The organism is Clostridiaceae bacterium, from assembly GCA_012840395.1.
GTDB lineage: Bacteria > Bacillota > Clostridia > Acetivibrionales > DULL01 > DULL01.
In genome coordinates this window covers 1-15841 of the sequence record DULL01000025.1, presented here as the reverse complement: position 1 = coordinate 15841, position 15841 = coordinate 1, and the positions used below count along the sequence as shown (strand labels likewise).

The following is a 15841-nucleotide window of genomic DNA, read 5'->3' as shown; positions in this document are numbered from 1 at the left end:
GTGTTTTCTCAATGACAGTATACCTTTTAAGCTGCTCTTGTGACATTAGATAATACACCTTGCCCTTCATAGTGACATTTTATCAAAATAATTAACAAGGTGACATTATCATAAAATAAACACATATGTGACCTGAAAAGAGTTTATATTTATGCAGACTTATGTTATAATTATGTCATATTTAAGTTGAATTATAATAAATAATATTATAGCATTATATTAATATCATATTAGAACTCAAAAATATTTGGCATATTTCCTTGACAAAGAAATGTTTACATAATTATTGAATTCTAAAATGATATGAAATATAATAGCTAACGTGTAAAAAAGATTTTCTACTTGAATATGAGGAGGTCTACTTAATATGAAAATTGGTCTATTAAAAAGAATTTTAGTATTATTGATAGTAGTTGCTATCGGAGCAGCTATTGTAGGTTGTGGCAAAGTTGATACTTTGGCAAAGATTCAAAAGAAAAACGTGGTTGTAATGGGTACAAATGCAGAATTTCCACCTTTTGAATATAGAAATGACAAAGGCGAAGTTGATGGCTTTGATGTAGCTTTGGCAAAAGAAATTGCAAAAGAATTAGGAGTAGAACTTAAAATAGAAGATATGGCTTTCGACTCTTTATTAAATGCATTAAAATCCGGAAAAATTGATTTTATTGCAGCAGGGATGAGCGTAACAGAAGACAGACTTAAAAACGCAGACTTTTCTGAATCATACTATACTGCTTCGCAAAAAATTATTGTTAGAAAAGATAACACAACCATAAAAGGAAAAGATGATTTGAAAGGAAAGAAAATCGGTGTACAGGAAGGTACAACTGGAGATTTAGAAGCATCAGCTATTGAAAATGTTCAGATAAGCCGTTTTAAAAAGGGAATTGACGCCGTAATGGATCTTAAAAATGGGAAGCTTGATGCAGTTGTTATCGATGCCAGCCCTGCACAGGTTTTTGTAAGTAAGAATGATGATTTGATGATTCTGGATGAAGATCTTACAGAAGAAGAGTATGCAATTGCTGTAAGGAAAAATGACACAGAGTTTCTTAATAAGATTAATAAAGTTATAAAAGATTTGAAAGATAGCGGAAAATATGATGAATTAGTGGTTCAATATATTGGGGAATAAGATTTCTGGTTTTAAACTTTAAGGCTAGTAATTGGCGGTAAATAATTCCCATTGCTAGCCTTAATTTATGTGAGGATGTGAATAAATGCAATTATTCATTTATAACTTTTTTGCATCAAATGGCTTTTTGCAAGGGTTTAAAGAAGCATTTGAATTAAATTTCATTAGTGAAAACAGATATATGTTTATCATTAATGGACTGATCACTACTATCCAGATTACCTTTTTTGCAATAATTTTAGGTATAATAATAGGTTTTGTATTAGCCCTTGGAAAACTATCAAAGTATAAGTTGTTTAACATTATTTCTACAGTATATGTTGACATTATTAGAGGAACACCTGCTGTAGTACAATTGCTTATTATTTACTATATTATTTTCGGAAGTGTAGATATATCAAAAATTATTGTTGCAGTGATTGCTTTCGGCGTGAATAGCGGAGCTTATGTTGCTGAAATCTTTCGTGCAGGCATATTGGCTGTTGATAAGGGACAGATGGAGGCCGGAAGGTCCCTGGGATTGTCTTATGGTGCTACAATGAGATATATCATTCTTCCTCAGGCTATCAAGAATATTTTACCTGCATTGGTAAATGAGTTTATAGTATTGCTTAAGGAAACAGCTATTGCAGGATATATTGCCATCGAAGATTTAACCAAAGGCGGAGATGTTATAAGAAGCAGAACTTTTGATCCGTATATGCCATTATTAACGGTTGCTTTAATATACCTGATTATTACAACTATGCTTTCGAAATTGCTCAGTAAACTGGAAAGGAGGTTGAGGCAGGGTGATAGTCATTAAAGATTTGCATAAAAGTTTTGGTACTCTTGAAGTTTTACGAGGAATTAATGAACATATTAAAAAAGGAGAAGTAGTTGTCGTTATAGGTCCAAGTGGCTCAGGGAAAAGTACTTTCTTAAGATGCATCAACCTTCTTGAACAACCTACCAAAGGTGAAATATTCATTGAAGGGGTTTCCATAACCGATAAGAATAGCGATATAAATAAAATAAGACAAAAGATAGGAATGGTATTTCAGCAATTTAATCTGTTCCCTCATTTGAATGTATTGGATAATATTACCCTTGCTCCAATGAAGGTAAAAAATAAGACAAAAGAACAAGCTGTGGATATTGCAATGAAATTACTGAAACGAGTGGGATTGGCTGAAAAAGCTCAGGCTTATCCAAATCAATTATCCGGTGGGCAGAAACAGCGTATTGCCATAGCAAGGGCACTTGCAATGGAACCAGATATTATGCTGTTTGATGAGCCTACATCTGCTCTTGACCCCGAGATGGTAGGGGAAGTCCTGGAAGTTATGAAGCAGCTTGCCATGGATGGTATTACCATGGTTGTTGTAACCCATGAAATGGGTTTCGCCAGAGAAGTAGGCACCCGTGTGCTTTTTATGGATGAAGGAGTTATTGTTGAGCAGGCAGAACCAAGGGAATTGTTTAGTAGTCCCAAGAATGAGAGAACAAAAGCCTTTTTGAGTAAAGTATTATAAATAAGTAATTTATTATAATTAAATATCATACGAGCTGCGATAGCTTTTGGAAAACCGGCAATAAAATATAAAAATAGACAGGGACAGGAAATTTTATATATATTATGAATTTATATAAATGATTATATAAACGAGGAATAATGTAAATGCGTTAAAATCCTTTAAGAGGTGACGGATATGAATTCCAGGGAAAGAGTCCTGTGTGCTTTAAAAAAAGGAATCCCCGATGCGGTTCCCTATATGTACAATTGTATGGATAAGGATATTCAGGAGAGAATAATCCAAAAAAGAATTGAAGTTGAGACGGTAGATGGTATTAACTCCTGGGGTTATACAGGACAAATAGGGAAACCTACAGAAGTTAACCCTGTATTGACAGTTTATCCGGAAGTGGCAGATTTTCTTAATCTTGATGCAGTAGGTATTCAAATACTCCCTCCTCTTTTTGTAAATGCTGAAATCAGAGGAGGACGGTCAGAAATAAGGGATGGCCTGTTAACTACACGGGAAGCACTGAATAAGATTAAACTTCCTGATCCTGATGATGATAACCTTTATAGGAATATTAAGAATATTATTGATCAAATAAGATCCGGAAGAGAAGTAGCGGTATATGCCAGGATAAGGTTAGGTGCTTCTCCTACTTTATTAAGTATGGGCATGGAGGGTTTTTCCTATGCTCTTTTTGATGAACCGGAATTAGTCTATGATGTGCTTAACACTTACTGCACATGGAGCAGTAGGGTAACCAGAAATCTTTGCGAACTTGATTTCGATTTCTTCTGGTGTTTTGATGATATAGCATTTAAAACATCTCCAATGTTTTCGCTTAAAACTCTGGAAGAATTTTTTATACCTAATATGAAAATAGCAGCAAGTGCTATTTCAAAGCCGTGGGTATTTCACAGTGACGGAAATCTTTTGCCCATGCTTCCGAAACTTATGGAGTTAGGAATGGATGGTATTCATCCTCTGGAACCGGGCGCTATGGATTTGGATTTCCTTAAAGCGAATTATGGCAAGGATTTGTGCCTAATAGGTAACATAGATATAGATTATACACTCTCAAGAGGTACTGAGGAAGAAGTATATAATGAAGTAAAAGAAAGGATCAGGCAGCTTGGACCTGGGGGAGCATTCATTATTTCAGATTCAAACAGTGTCCCCTCTTATTGTAAGGCTGAAAATATTATAGCTATGGCCAGAGCTGTTGAAAAATACAAGTATATTTATTAGGATTTATTTATGATTTTGCGGCAACTGTTCTAACCGTGCACTACTTTTGAAACAGAGAACTACTTATAAATAACATTTTCAAATAATATTTTTATATAAAGATGAAAAAGGATTCCAGACATATAAGTCTAGAATCCTTTTTCATGTATCCACTGGGCAATATCATAAATCATTTCTTTTCTATGATCTTCAACAGGAGTTTTTCTTATTTTATCAGCAATGCAGTCAGATTTAAAAAGGCAGCCTTCAAATACTGCAGGAAGACTCTCAATGAACTGTTCATCCATAGCATCAGAATAGATTGATGCTTTTTTAATAATTCCTTTTTCAAGCTGTAAGCCTATATCCACTCCACCCCATTGGAACCGCTGAGAAAGCTCAATATCAAATTTCGGTGTCTCTCCGTATCTCCATTCCCAGGAAGAATACTTTTTGTATAAATCCTCAAGTATCTTATGATCCATGGATTCTGTCCCGTAAATTATTTCTTCGGCTTTTCCGTACTCTTCTTCAAAGGATTCTGACATATACTGGATCATTTTTTCTATGGTTAAATCAGGGTTTAGTTCTGAAAGATTTACAACTCTTGACTGCACCGATTTAACTCCCTTTGATTTTAATTTTTCATCTGAAACCTGAAGATATCTTGATAATTTGCTCATATCTACTGAAACAAGTATTGTTCCGTGGTGGTAAGCATTTGACTTTCTGAAACAAAAAGCGTTACCTGAAAATTTCTTTCCATCCACAGTTATATCATTTCTTCCGGTCATTTCACAGTTTATCCCGGCTTTAAGCACAGCTTTCTGGATTACTTTAACCTGTCTGGTTAAATCATAGTTTTTACGGTTTACAAGAAAGGTAAAGTTAAGATTTCCCAAGTCGTGGAATACCGCTCCTCCTCCTGATAATCTTCTTGCAAGCTTTCCACCTTCCTTTTCCAGTAAATCGTTTTTACATTCCCTCCAGGCATTTTGGTTCTTTCCTATAACAACGGTATTCTGATTTTGCCATAAATACAGAATGTATTCATCTTCTTCAACTCTGTCGAGAAGGTATTCTTCCACTGAAAGATTCCACCAGGGATCATGTGTATCCAGAATTACAATTTTTGTTTTTGCCATTGCCATATTCTCCTTACTTAGATTGGTGAATGTATCTTGATTTTATTAATTATTTTACTTTATTTTACTTACTTTTTTCTTTAATTTTGTTTGCTTTATTTTCAAGTTTTATTTTCACATTATATCATACAGACTCAGCTATTTTAAACTTAGAGATTATAACTTCTGCAAATAATTATATATAATTGCTAATGAATTTTGACAAAGCTTGTTTTATAATATATTTAGTAATTATGGATTTTTTGTGAATAGTTCTTTCACAAAAGAATTTTTTTTCACAAGAATAATAAGAATAATTTTATAATGCATTCAAATGTGGAGGTACGATTATGTCAAAGTATGTTCAAATAATTGACAGCGGTGTTGTTATTTCCAGGCCGGATAATGTATTTGGCTATAGTGCATGGCCTTCTGTTGCGAGGGATGCAAACGGAGATTTACTGGTTGCTTTCTCAGGAAACAGAATCATGCATGTTTGTCCGTTTGGGAAGGTACTTATCGTAAAAAGTAAGGATGAAGGCAAAACTTGGTCTGCACCAATGATTGCTGTTGATACACCACTGGATGACAGAGATGCAGGAATACTTAATGTAGGTGATGGGCGCCTTGTAGTCACAACTTTTAACAATACACGGGAAAATCAGCGTAAGTGGGCAGAGGGCGGAAAATATGGCACGGAAGTTCTGAGGAACCTTGCTCTAGCATATCTGCCAACATTATGTGATGCGCAGGAGGAAAAATACTATGGTTCTCTCATGAGTATCAGTGAAGACAACGGTTTTTCCTGGGGTGAACCCTTTAAAGTGCCTGTATCTGCTCCCCATGGTCCGAACTTGTTGAAAAATGGATCTCTAATATATGCAGGAATTCCGTTTCCAGGCAAGCCGGCAGGTTCAAGCTATCCTATAGCAGTATATAGAAGCGATAATTATAGAGATTTTTACAAGCTTGCAGATATTCCTGTCTGTCCTGAAGCTCCTGACGTTCTATATGTTGAGCCACATATTATTGAATTGCCAAACGGAAGACTGGTACTTCATATAAGAATGGATGAGGTTGGCAAGAGATATGAAGAGAAACTCTTTACCATATGCCAGTCAATATCAGATGATGGAGGCAAGACCTGGACTACACCAAAGATAATTGGTTCAACGGGAGCACCACCACATTTGATGCTACATTCATCAGGCACATTAATATGTGCTTATGGGCGCAGGACCCCTGGCTATGGAATCCAGGTAATGTTTAGCCGTGATAATGCAGAGACCTGGGATACAGATTATTATATCTGGGATGAGGGTGAAAGTGCAGATTTAGGGTATCCTGCTTCAGTAGAACTTGACAATGGAGACATTTTTACTGTTTTCTATGCTGCCAAAAAGGGTGAGAAATTACCTTCATCTAAAGACAAGAAAGAGAACCCTGAAATGAAAACATATTCAGGTATGTGCTCTATCCTTTGGACTCGCTGGAGAATACCTGAATGAATATGATGACGGGTAATTTTTGAACAGTATTTATAGAATAATTTATAGAATAAGCCATAATGTTATATGTATATCATATATGTTGTATATATCATTAATTAATTTATTAATAACTAAGATAAAATGATAATTAAGTTTGAGCGATAAGGGTTTTATATGGGCAGTTCGCTGCTTTGTTAAAATTTTTATCGCTTTTTAATTTTGATGTTTTTATTAATAAAATGAGTAAAAAATAAGTGCGGAAACTTAATTTTTCTAAGAATATATTTGAATATATTGACAATTAAGTTCGTATGTAATAGTATAAAAGTATCCTAATAGGAAACTTTTATAGGTAAGTGTGTCAAATGAAAATTAACGAAAAAATAAAGCAATTACGCACAAGTAAAGGACTCACCCTAGAAGATCTGGCAAATAAAACTGGTTTCACAAAGGGATACTTATCAAAAATTGAGAGATCTTCCAATATGCCTCCTTTTGCAACTGTACAGGTCATAGCAGAAGCCCTGGACAGTGACTTGATAGAACTACTTGAAGCCCGTCCGGATGCTTTGGTGTCAAAAAATATTGATATATTAATAAGCAATGACACTTCGAAGGAGGAATGGGAGGAGCATACAGAGGTTTATTCATTCAAGCCTCTTGTAAATGTTTATCGAAATAAGTACATGTCCCCATTTTTATTCAGAGTAAAAAAGGGAGCTACCGATATAACTTCTCACGATTCAGAAGAGTTTGTTTATGTTTTGGAAGGAAATATAGAACTTAACTATGAGGGAAAAATATATCAGCTTTCCCCAGGAGACTCTTTTTATCTGGATGCAAGAATAAAACATAATTTTGTGAACCATGATGAAAAACCTGCACTGTTAATTGCAGTTCACTTCAACTATCGGAGATTTTAGCTATAGCTTAAATTTTGCTTGAGTTCCAGTAAGGTTTATTATTGTTATAAATCTTAACAGAGATTTTTACACAGACTAAAAAGCAGGTCTAATATGATAGGCTGGATAAATAAAAATAAATGGAGGGTTTAATATGAGAATTTATAAACAAGGAGGACACAGGCTGTTTGAGAATGATCCCGAAACATCCAGAATTGTATCAGAAATGCTTCTGGATCTAGAGAAAAATGGCATGGATGCAGTAAGGAAATACAGCGCCAAATTTGATGACTGGAATCCGGAGGATTTTGAGTTGAGTGAAGCTCAGATCAATGAGGCAATCAGCCGGCTGGATCCGCAAATAATTGAAGATACTGACTTTTGCCAGAACAATGTAAGAAAGTTTGCCCAGGCTCAGCTTAAAACCTTGCTTCCTTTAGAAATAGAGATTTTTGATGGAGTTATACTAGGTCATAAGCACATTCCTGTTAAATCGGTTGGGAGTTATATTCCCGGAGGCCGATATCCTATGTTCGGTTCGGCACAAATGAGCATTATACCTGCAAAGGTGGCAGGAGTAAAGAATGTTTATGCCTTTACACCTCCTGTAAAAGGAAAAGGTTATTATCCTGCAACTATAAATGCTATGAAGAAGGCAGGAGCAGACAGAATATTCATACTTGGAGGAGTACCTGCTATTGCCATGATGGCTTTCGGAATGGGAATAATTGAACCTGTTGATATTCTTTGCGGTGCTGGCAATAAATATGTGGCAGAGGCTAAACGCCAACTCTTCGGAAGATGTGGCATTGACCTACTTGCCGGACCTACTGAAATTTTGGTTATTGCTGACGATTCAGCAGATCCGTCTCTTGTAGCCTGTGATCTTCTTGGACAGGCAGAACATGATCCAAATAGCGGCATTGCTTTAGTGTGCTTAAGTGAAAAATTTGCGGAAGAATGCCTTAAGGAAGTAGAAAGACAGCTTGAAGTGCTTCCTACAAAAGATGTTGCAGCTATTTCCTGGGCAAACAATGGAATAATCTATATAGCTGACGATAAAGATGAGGCTATTGCAATTAGCGATGATTATGCACCGGAGCATCTGGAAATCCATGTAGAAGATCCGGATTATTATTTTGAAAGGCTTAGGAATTATGGTTCCTTGTTTATTGGTGAAGAAACTACGGTTGCCTATGGTGACAAATCCATCGGTACTAACCATATACTTCCAACAAGCCGTGCTGCAAGATATACTGGAGGTTTATGGGTAGGAAAATTCTTAAAGACCGTTACCTATCAAAAGATGACACCGGAAGCCAGTATAAAAATTGGAGAAGTTACCGAAAGGCAGTGCAATATTGAGCGAATGATCGCTCACGGCATTACTGCAAAGGTAAGGGTTGATAGATATAAAAAATAATTGAAAACAATTGTGAAAATGCTGTTATTTATTACATAAATGGGGTATATATATAGCATAAAACAATTACAATTATAAAACAACCGTCAGATATTTCTGACGGAGTATATAGAACTGAAGGGACAGTTTAAGTTATCTCATATATAATATCTCATATATCATAGATTAATAAGAGATTAACTTGCCTGTTCCCTTCTTAGTTTATACTACATATTATCCTATCATTAATTTTTTATATTATACTACGTATTATCCTATTATTATTTTTTATATTTTGTTATTTTAATATTTTAATATTTTAATATTTTAATATTTTAATATTTTAATATTTTAATATTTTAATATAATAATTAACCTGTTGTGCTTTGTGCCAGGTCAGGGCATACGCGTTATTCAAGAAAATAACATATTACAAATTATCTCTTATTGACAATATTAGCACATAATAATTATAATGAATAAAACGACCGACTGGTCAGTCAAAGGTGGTTTGTTAGGGGGAAAATAGACTATGAGTAAAAGTGAGTACTATACAAAAGAGGCTGCAATATATAATGGAGTTATTGAATTAATAAAAAACGGAGCAAATCCTTATTTAATAAAAGTGTCTGATATTGCAAAAGCTGCAAATGTTGGTAAGGGCACAATTTATGATTACTTTAGCACAAAGGAGGAAGCCATATCAAAAGCCATTTTGTATAGCATTAAAAAAGATATCGAAAATGTATTTTTAAGAGTAAAATCAAAAGAAAAGTTTAAGGATAAGTTTTATGAGATTCTATATATAATGGCTGAAAATATGGAAGATAATAAATCCACTTTTAATATGCTGGTGGCAACGGGAGGTATACAGGAATTTTATGAATACCTTATTAATGAAGAATATGATTTTTCAGAATTAATAATAGTTTTAGATAGTATCATAGAGCATTTAATACAGGCTGGCACTGATGAAAGACTGGTAGATGTTTTTGAAAGCAAGTATTATAAAAAGGCAGCTATACGGGAGTCAATAAGGTCTTTTGGAGATTATATAAGCAGTAAGGAGAAATATAAGGATATTAGCCTGCAAGAAGCTATGGATACATCATACAGGTTGGCGGTAAAGTCTTTAAGGTAAAAAGTTTCTATAGTCGAAAATTTCTTATCATTGCGTTATAATATTCCTTATATTTCTTATAACGAAGCGGCAAGATGTCCCCCACCTCTACAGGTGGCGGGTACTGATTTGGTGTTCAGGCGGTGAGAAAACTTACGCCTCGTTGAAATGCCGCAAATGTTAGAAAATTTTTCTACAATTGAAAAATTTTCTTATGAACCTAGGCGTTATAAATAAAGAGAAACAAAGATAGAAAGATAATAAGATAATAAGATAATGAGGATATAGTCCGGTGGCAGGTGATTTTATTTGAATATAAAACAGAGACCATTTATTTTTGATGGGGCAATGGGAACATACTATGCCAGTATAAGCCATAATCCTTTAGCAAGATGTGAACTTGCAAATATTTATGACAGAAATACTATAGTAAATATACATAAGCAGTATATAGATGCAGGTTGCAATGCCATCAGAACCAATACTTTCGGAGCAAATAGAATTAGTCTTGAAAGTGGATATGACACATTAAAAGAAGTTATTGTGAAAGGCTATGAAATTGCAATGGAAGCTGTAAAGGGTACGGATGTATTAGTATTTGCAGACATCGGACCAATTCCAAGTTCAGAAACAGAGGATTTATGGGAAGCATACGAAGAGATAGTAGACCTGTTCTTAGAATTAGGCGCAAAATATTTTATATTTGAGACCTTTAGCAGTGATGAATATTTGTATGATCTTTCCCGCTATATTAAAACGAAAAATTCCCAGGCATTTATTTTAACGGAATTTGCCATATCGCCCGAGGGCTTTACCAGGCTTGGAAAATCCGGCAGGGCTCTTATTGAAAAGGCATTAGGAAATACATATATTGATGGCTGTGGTTTTAATTGTTTTTCAGGACCTTCCCATTTGCTTAAATTTGTTAAGAATCTTCATATTGAGAATATAGAAAATAGAATCATATCCATAATGCCGAACTCTGGTTACCCTACGATTATTAATAACCGTACTTTCTTCGAAAACAGTAAGGAATATTTTGCTGAAAAAGTGCTGGAGATAGCAAAACAAGGTATTGCTATACTAGGAGGCTGCTGTGGTACAACTCCCGATTATATTAGGGAAACTGTCGCAAAACTAAAAGGTTTATCTTCAGTTGAAATTATACCTTATAAGAAAGAACAGGAGACAACTGTTAGAAAAGCTGTTGTTACAAATATTCTTTTAGAAAAAATCAAGAATGGCAGGAAAATTATAGCTGTTGAACTGGATCCACCTGTTGATACTAATATAGACCGCTTTATGGATAATGCAAAAATTCTTAAAGAGTTGGGTATTGATGCAATAACCATTGCAGATTGCCCTATTGCAAGGGCAAGGGTAGATAGCAGTCTGCTGGCCTGCAAGCTGAAAAGGGAACTGGACATTACTCCAATTCCACATTTGACTTGCAGGGATAGAAATATCAATGCTACTAAAGCTTTACTTCTGGGCTTGAATATTGAAGGCATAAACAATGTCCTTGTTGTTACCGGAGACCCCATACCTTTAGCACAGCGGGACGAAATTAAAGCAATGTTCAGCTTTAATTCTGCAATACTGGCAAATTATATAACTACATTAAATAATACGGTGTTCTCCCACCCCTTTAATATTTGTGCTGCTTTAAATGTAAATGCCAGGAATTTTAACAGCCAGCTGGCTCATGCAAAAAATAAGATGGAGAATGGAGTAAACATGTTTTTGACACAACCTATATTAACAGAACAAGCCTTTGAAAACCTGAAAATTGCAAGAGAACGGCTGGGTGCTAAAATATTAGGTGGCATTATTCCAATTGTAAGTTATAAAAATGCCTGTTTCATGAATAACGAAATATCCGGGATAAATATCTCAGAAGAAATTATTGATTCATATAAAGGGGTTACAAAGGAAGAAGCCGGTAAACTTGCTGTGAAAATATCCTGTGAAATTGCAAAAAAAATATATCCTTATGTAGACGGATATTATGTTATTACTCCATTTAATAGGATAGATATTGTTTCTGAAATTATTAAATATATACGTGGTATTACCTGTACAAAAATTGAGGATTATCAGTGCAATCTGTCAGGTTAATTATTTAGTCACATTCTTTCACATTCTTTATTATTATAACGTCTAAGTTCATAAGAAAAATTTTCAATTGTAGAAAATTTTTCTTACATTTGCAGTGTTTCAACGAGGCGGGAGATTTTGACTCACCGCCTATTGTGGAATTAGGTACCCGCCACCTAAACCTAAAGAAGTGAAGGACATTTTTATCCTTCCTTAATTAAGTTTCAATTTCATTGATTTTCTTCATTTTTCATAGCATTTTATATTGATTTGGTCGAGCCTATTTCCTGGATGCTGCATTTTAGCTCGTTATAAAGGGGTGGTAAATGTACTCTTAAACCAAACCTAACAACCGTACTATACATAGTTGCTGTAAAGTTCCTTAGGCTCAAATGTACCCTTATACTAAACCTAACAACCGTACTATAGTTGAAACTATAAAGCATATAATAATTCCGGAGACGGCAGGTACCAGAATTGAAACCAATGTCCACTTAAGGCTTTGGGTTTCTTTTTTTATAGTCATGCATGTGGTTCCACAAGGCCAGTGCATAAGAGAGAACAGCATGACGCATACTCCTGTCAACCAGGTCCATCCATGGGATATAAGAAGCTCTCTAAGCTGGACCAGATTATCCAATTCAAGAATGCTGCCGGTTGCCATATAACTCATAATGATTATAGGGATAACAATTTCATTTGCCGGAAAGCCAAGAATAAAAGCCATTAAAATGTAGCCATCCAGCCCAAGTAACTGTGCAAAAGGATCAAGGGTTTTTGCACAGTGGGACAGGAGGCTAAGATTTCCTATGTGAATGTTCGCTAATATCCATATTAATGCGCCGGCCGGAGCAGCTACAATAACTGCACGGCCAAGAACAAATAGAGTTCTGTCAAATATTGATCTTACAACAACTTTGCCTATTTGTGGTTTGCGGAATGGAGGCAATTCCAGAGTAAAGGAAGAAGGAATTCCTTTTAATATGGTTTTTGAGAGCAGCTTCGATATAAATAATGTCATAGCCACACCCAGAACAATTACTCCTGTAAGAAGCAATGTAGAAAATATTGTTTGCAAGGGGCCTGCAAACATTCCGGTAAAAAACATTGTAATGACGGCTATCAAAATGGGAAAACGCCCATTACATGGAACGAAATTATTTGTAATAATTGCAATTAGTTTTTCCCTTGGTGAATCTATGATTCTGCAGCCAATAACACCTGCAGCATTGCACCCGAATCCCATGCACATAGTTAATGCCTGTTTTCCATGAGCACATGCTTTTTTAAAGAAATTATCAAGATTAAATGCCACTCTAGGTAAATAACCCAGATCTTCAAGGAGTGTAAAAAGAGGGAAGAATATAGCCATAGGAGGAAGCATAACTGAAACAACCCATGCTAGAGTTCTATAAATACCCAAAACCAGCAATCCATGGATCCATTCTGGAGCATTTATCCATTTGAAAAAGCAGGTGAGTTTATCTTCGATCCCAAAAAGGAAATTACTTATAACCTGAGACGGATAATTTGCTCCTGCAATAGTAATCCAAAACACTACTCCAAGAAGCCCAAGCATAATGGGTATGCCGAACTTCCTGGAAGTAAGTATACGGTCGATCTTTCTGTCTATATAAGTATATTGGCTGTCCCCGAATACTATGGTATGTCTGCATATACTCTCAGATAATTGCACTAGTTTAGATACAATTATATCTTCAATATTGCTGGAAGAAATACCATTATCAGCAAGGAATTTTTTTGCCCTATAAAGAAGTTCCGTTAATTCTTTGTTTTCAAGGAGATTAAGATCAAGATACTTGTTTAAGGATTCTAAAAGAGTGTGATTTTCACAAGCATAATCTTCATCAGTGTAATTTTCATCAGCATAATTTTTACCTGTAAAATCTTCAACAAGAAGCCTTAACGCAATCCACCGGCTGGAGATCCTATTACCTGACAATTCCTGAATTTTAGGCTGAATTATACTGATTGCCTGTTCTATGACATCATTATATATAATCTTTATAGGTTTTGTGACTGTAATTCCATTAGTAACATTGTAAACTGCCTCCATCAATTTATCCAGCCCTTTATTACTTCGGGCATTTGTTGGAACTACAGGTACTCCAAGGTATTTGGACAGGCTGTCAAAATCTATATTAATTTTTTTTCTTTTTGCTTCATCAATCAAATTTACACATACGATAACTTTATCAGAAATTTCTAAAGTCTGAAGAACAAGATTTAAGTTACGCTCTAGGCAGGTGGCATCTGTTACTATAATTATTGCATCTGGTTTGCCAAAACAGATAAAATCCCTGGCAACTTCTTCTTCAGGGGAGTTTGCCAAAAGTGAATAAGTACCCGGTATGTCCACCATGATGAAAGTGTTGCCTTTGTGCCTATGTCTGCCTAATGCATTAGTAACGGTTTTACCCGGCCAATTCCCCGTATGCTGCTTAAGTCCTGTAAGGTTATTAAATACAGTGCTCTTTCCAACATTAGGATTTCCTGCAAGTGCTATTATTTTTTCGTTAGAATTAATGCGTTCAATGTTAATAATCCCTTGTTCTAATATGCTTGAGCCTGTAGATTGGCTTGTAAGTCCCATGTCAAGTATCCTCCTTAGTAGTGTCAGGTTTCATCGCGGTAGCTAATATTACTCCCGGCAGATAATATTAATTTGTAAATATAAATTTTATAAACAGGTTTCATTTACAGTTACCATTATTTTGCTTGCTTCCTCTGAGCGTAAAGCTATTACTGCCCCACGTATTTGATATGCTGTAGGATCACCGGAGGGACTTTTTTGGAGAGCTTCTATAACTGTATTGGAAACCAGTCCAAGATCCAGCATTCTTCTACGTATAATCCCATCTGAAGTAAGTGCTTTTACTACTGCTTTTTTCCCAAGGGGCAATAAATTTAGAGGAATACAATCTTTATCCATTTTGCTTTACCTCCTGATGGTATTATGTACATGGTGTTGTGTATATATCATGTACATGTGCTGCTTTTACCGGTATTAGCTAAAAGAAAGAATTTTGCCCTAGACTAATATATGAAACATAAAATATATATGTTACCAATACAATTAAGTAAGAAAAGATATATTTCTGTTTATTAGGATGTGATAAATTGCAAAATAATGAATTTTATACTGTACGGGGATATCAGATGTTAAAAAAGGATAAAAAGTATCTTACCTCTGCTATGGAAGATTATCTGGAAATGATATATAGAAATATAAAGGAATTGGGATATATGCGTATTAATACCCTTTCGGAGCTCCTTAATGTAAAGCCTTCTTCTGCCACCAAAATGGTTCAGAAGCTAACGCAACTGGGATTTTTAGATTATAAGAAGTATGGGATAATAGTTCTTACCGAGAGTGGAGAAAAATTAGGCAGGTTCCTCCTGAACAGGCATAACATCATTGAGAAATTTTTAATGATTATAGGCATAAATACAGATATATTAACAGAAACAGAATTAATAGAACATAACGTAAGTCCTAATACATTAAGAAGGATTAACCAATTAAATATGTTTTTAGAGGGGCATCCTGAAGTATTGGAGGAGTTTGAAAAATTTAAGGCATCAAGAATTTTTACGGAAGACCCTTTTGGTTAAGATGATTAAGGGATGGTTGAGGGACATTCCTTTAGAATATGTTAAGAGGCATTCCTTGACAAAACCTCTAACATGTTGTAGATGTCAAGTAACTTTTTACAATTTTCGATCAATAATTTTTTACACCTAATTTTTTACAAAAATGGTTTTGCGATGTTTCAATCTGTAACTGTCACCATCCAGATTTAAGACTTCACATTTAT

The 15841-nt window shown here is 34.9% G+C and carries 13 protein-coding genes; 10 read left to right on the top strand and 3 right to left on the bottom strand.

The annotated features are described in order from the left end of the window. Positions 1–367: 367 nt before the first annotated feature. The 4 genes from GXX20_03020 (at position 368) to GXX20_03005 (ending at position 3888) form a co-directional block, all read left to right on the top strand. The gene (locus GXX20_03020) at positions 368–1138 is read left to right on the top strand and encodes a basic amino acid ABC transporter substrate-binding protein (GenBank protein ID HHW30637.1); all 771 of its coding nucleotides are present in this window, start codon (positions 368–370) and stop codon (positions 1136–1138) included. Between the two features lie 85 nt (positions 1139–1223). Beyond that, positions 1224–1943, top strand: a complete 720-nt coding sequence (locus GXX20_03015) for an amino acid ABC transporter permease (protein ID HHW30636.1) — start codon at positions 1224–1226, stop codon at positions 1941–1943. After that, positions 1930–2652: an amino acid ABC transporter ATP-binding protein gene (locus GXX20_03010; GenBank protein ID HHW30635.1), complete on the top strand. Its 723-nt coding sequence runs from the start codon at positions 1930–1932 to the stop codon at positions 2650–2652. The genes GXX20_03015 and GXX20_03010 overlap by 14 nt, the downstream gene beginning before the upstream one ends. A 177-nt stretch (positions 2653–2829) precedes the next feature. After that, complete coding sequence (locus GXX20_03005) at positions 2830–3888, top strand: hypothetical protein (GenBank protein HHW30634.1); 1059 nt, start codon at positions 2830–2832, stop codon at positions 3886–3888. Between the two features lie 128 nt (positions 3889–4016). Here GXX20_03005 and GXX20_03000 read toward each other — a convergent pair whose 3' ends face one another. Continuing rightward, positions 4017–5018 (bottom strand): lipoate--protein ligase, encoded by a 1002-nt coding sequence (locus tag GXX20_03000; protein HHW30633.1) that lies wholly within the window; start codon positions 5016–5018, stop codon positions 4017–4019. A gap of 323 nt (positions 5019–5341) precedes the next feature. Between GXX20_03000 and GXX20_02995 the strand changes: the two genes are divergently transcribed. The 5 genes from GXX20_02995 to GXX20_02975 all read left to right on the top strand — a co-directional run bounded on the left by GXX20_02995 (position 5342) and on the right by GXX20_02975 (position 12023). Further along, positions 5342–6499 carry an exo-alpha-sialidase gene (locus GXX20_02995; GenBank protein HHW30632.1) on the top strand — a complete coding sequence of 386 codons (1158 nt, stop codon included), beginning with the start codon at positions 5342–5344 and terminating at the stop codon, positions 6497–6499. 347 nt (positions 6500–6846) lie between these two features. Next, a complete protein-coding gene (locus GXX20_02990; GenBank protein HHW30631.1) occupies positions 6847–7404 on the top strand; it encodes a helix-turn-helix domain-containing protein in 558 nt (185 codons plus the stop codon). Between the two features lie 133 nt (positions 7405–7537). Beyond that, positions 7538–8806, top strand: a complete 1269-nt coding sequence (gene hisD, locus GXX20_02985) for a histidinol dehydrogenase (protein HHW30630.1) — start codon at positions 7538–7540, stop codon at positions 8804–8806. 511 nt (positions 8807–9317) lie between these two features. Continuing rightward, positions 9318–9926: a TetR/AcrR family transcriptional regulator gene (locus GXX20_02980; protein ID HHW30629.1), complete on the top strand. Its 609-nt coding sequence runs from the start codon at positions 9318–9320 to the stop codon at positions 9924–9926. A gap of 288 nt (positions 9927–10214) precedes the next feature. Next, on the top strand, positions 10215–12023 hold the full coding sequence (locus GXX20_02975) for a bifunctional homocysteine S-methyltransferase/methylenetetrahydrofolate reductase (GenBank protein HHW30628.1): 1809 nt from the start codon (positions 10215–10217) through the stop codon (positions 12021–12023). A gap of 379 nt (positions 12024–12402) precedes the next feature. On the opposite strand, the gene feoB is transcribed toward GXX20_02975, so the two are convergent. Then, positions 12403–14616: a ferrous iron transport protein B gene (gene feoB / locus GXX20_02970; protein HHW30627.1), complete on the bottom strand. Its 2214-nt coding sequence runs from the start codon at positions 14614–14616 to the stop codon at positions 12403–12405. Between the two features lie 87 nt (positions 14617–14703). Further along, positions 14704–14955: a ferrous iron transport protein A gene (locus GXX20_02965; GenBank protein HHW30626.1), complete on the bottom strand. Its 252-nt coding sequence runs from the start codon at positions 14953–14955 to the stop codon at positions 14704–14706. 188 nt (positions 14956–15143) lie between these two features. On the opposite strand from GXX20_02965, the gene mntR reads away from it, so the two are divergent. Continuing rightward, positions 15144–15638 (top strand): transcriptional regulator MntR, encoded by a 495-nt coding sequence (gene mntR / locus GXX20_02960; GenBank protein HHW30625.1) that lies wholly within the window; start codon positions 15144–15146, stop codon positions 15636–15638. Positions 15639–15841: the final 203 nt, after the last annotated feature.

Bases quoted from the DNA above. Each gene is read 5' to 3' on its own strand.
- GXX20_03020 (HHW30637.1), top strand. From the start codon at position 368: ATGAAAATTGGTCTATTAAAAAGAATTTTAGTATTATTGATAGTAGTT.
- GXX20_03015 (HHW30636.1), top strand. From the start codon at position 1,224: ATGCAATTATTCATTTATAACTTTTTTGCATCAAATGGCTTTTTGCAA.
- GXX20_03005 (HHW30634.1), top strand. From the start codon at position 2,830: ATGAATTCCAGGGAAAGAGTCCTGTGTGCTTTAAAAAAAGGAATCCCC.
- GXX20_03000 (HHW30633.1), bottom strand. From the start codon at position 5,018: ATGGCAATGGCAAAAACAAAAATTGTAATTCTGGATACACATGATCCC.
- GXX20_02995 (HHW30632.1), top strand. From the start codon at position 5,342: ATGTCAAAGTATGTTCAAATAATTGACAGCGGTGTTGTTATTTCCAGG.
- GXX20_02990 (HHW30631.1), top strand. From the start codon at position 6,847: ATGAAAATTAACGAAAAAATAAAGCAATTACGCACAAGTAAAGGACTC.
- hisD (HHW30630.1), top strand. From the start codon at position 7,538: ATGAGAATTTATAAACAAGGAGGACACAGGCTGTTTGAGAATGATCCC.
- GXX20_02980 (HHW30629.1), top strand. From the start codon at position 9,318: ATGAGTAAAAGTGAGTACTATACAAAAGAGGCTGCAATATATAATGGA.
- feoB (HHW30627.1), bottom strand. From the start codon at position 14,616: ATGGGACTTACAAGCCAATCTACAGGCTCAAGCATATTAGAACAAGGG.
- GXX20_02965 (HHW30626.1), bottom strand. From the start codon at position 14,955: ATGGATAAAGATTGTATTCCTCTAAATTTATTGCCCCTTGGGAAAAAA.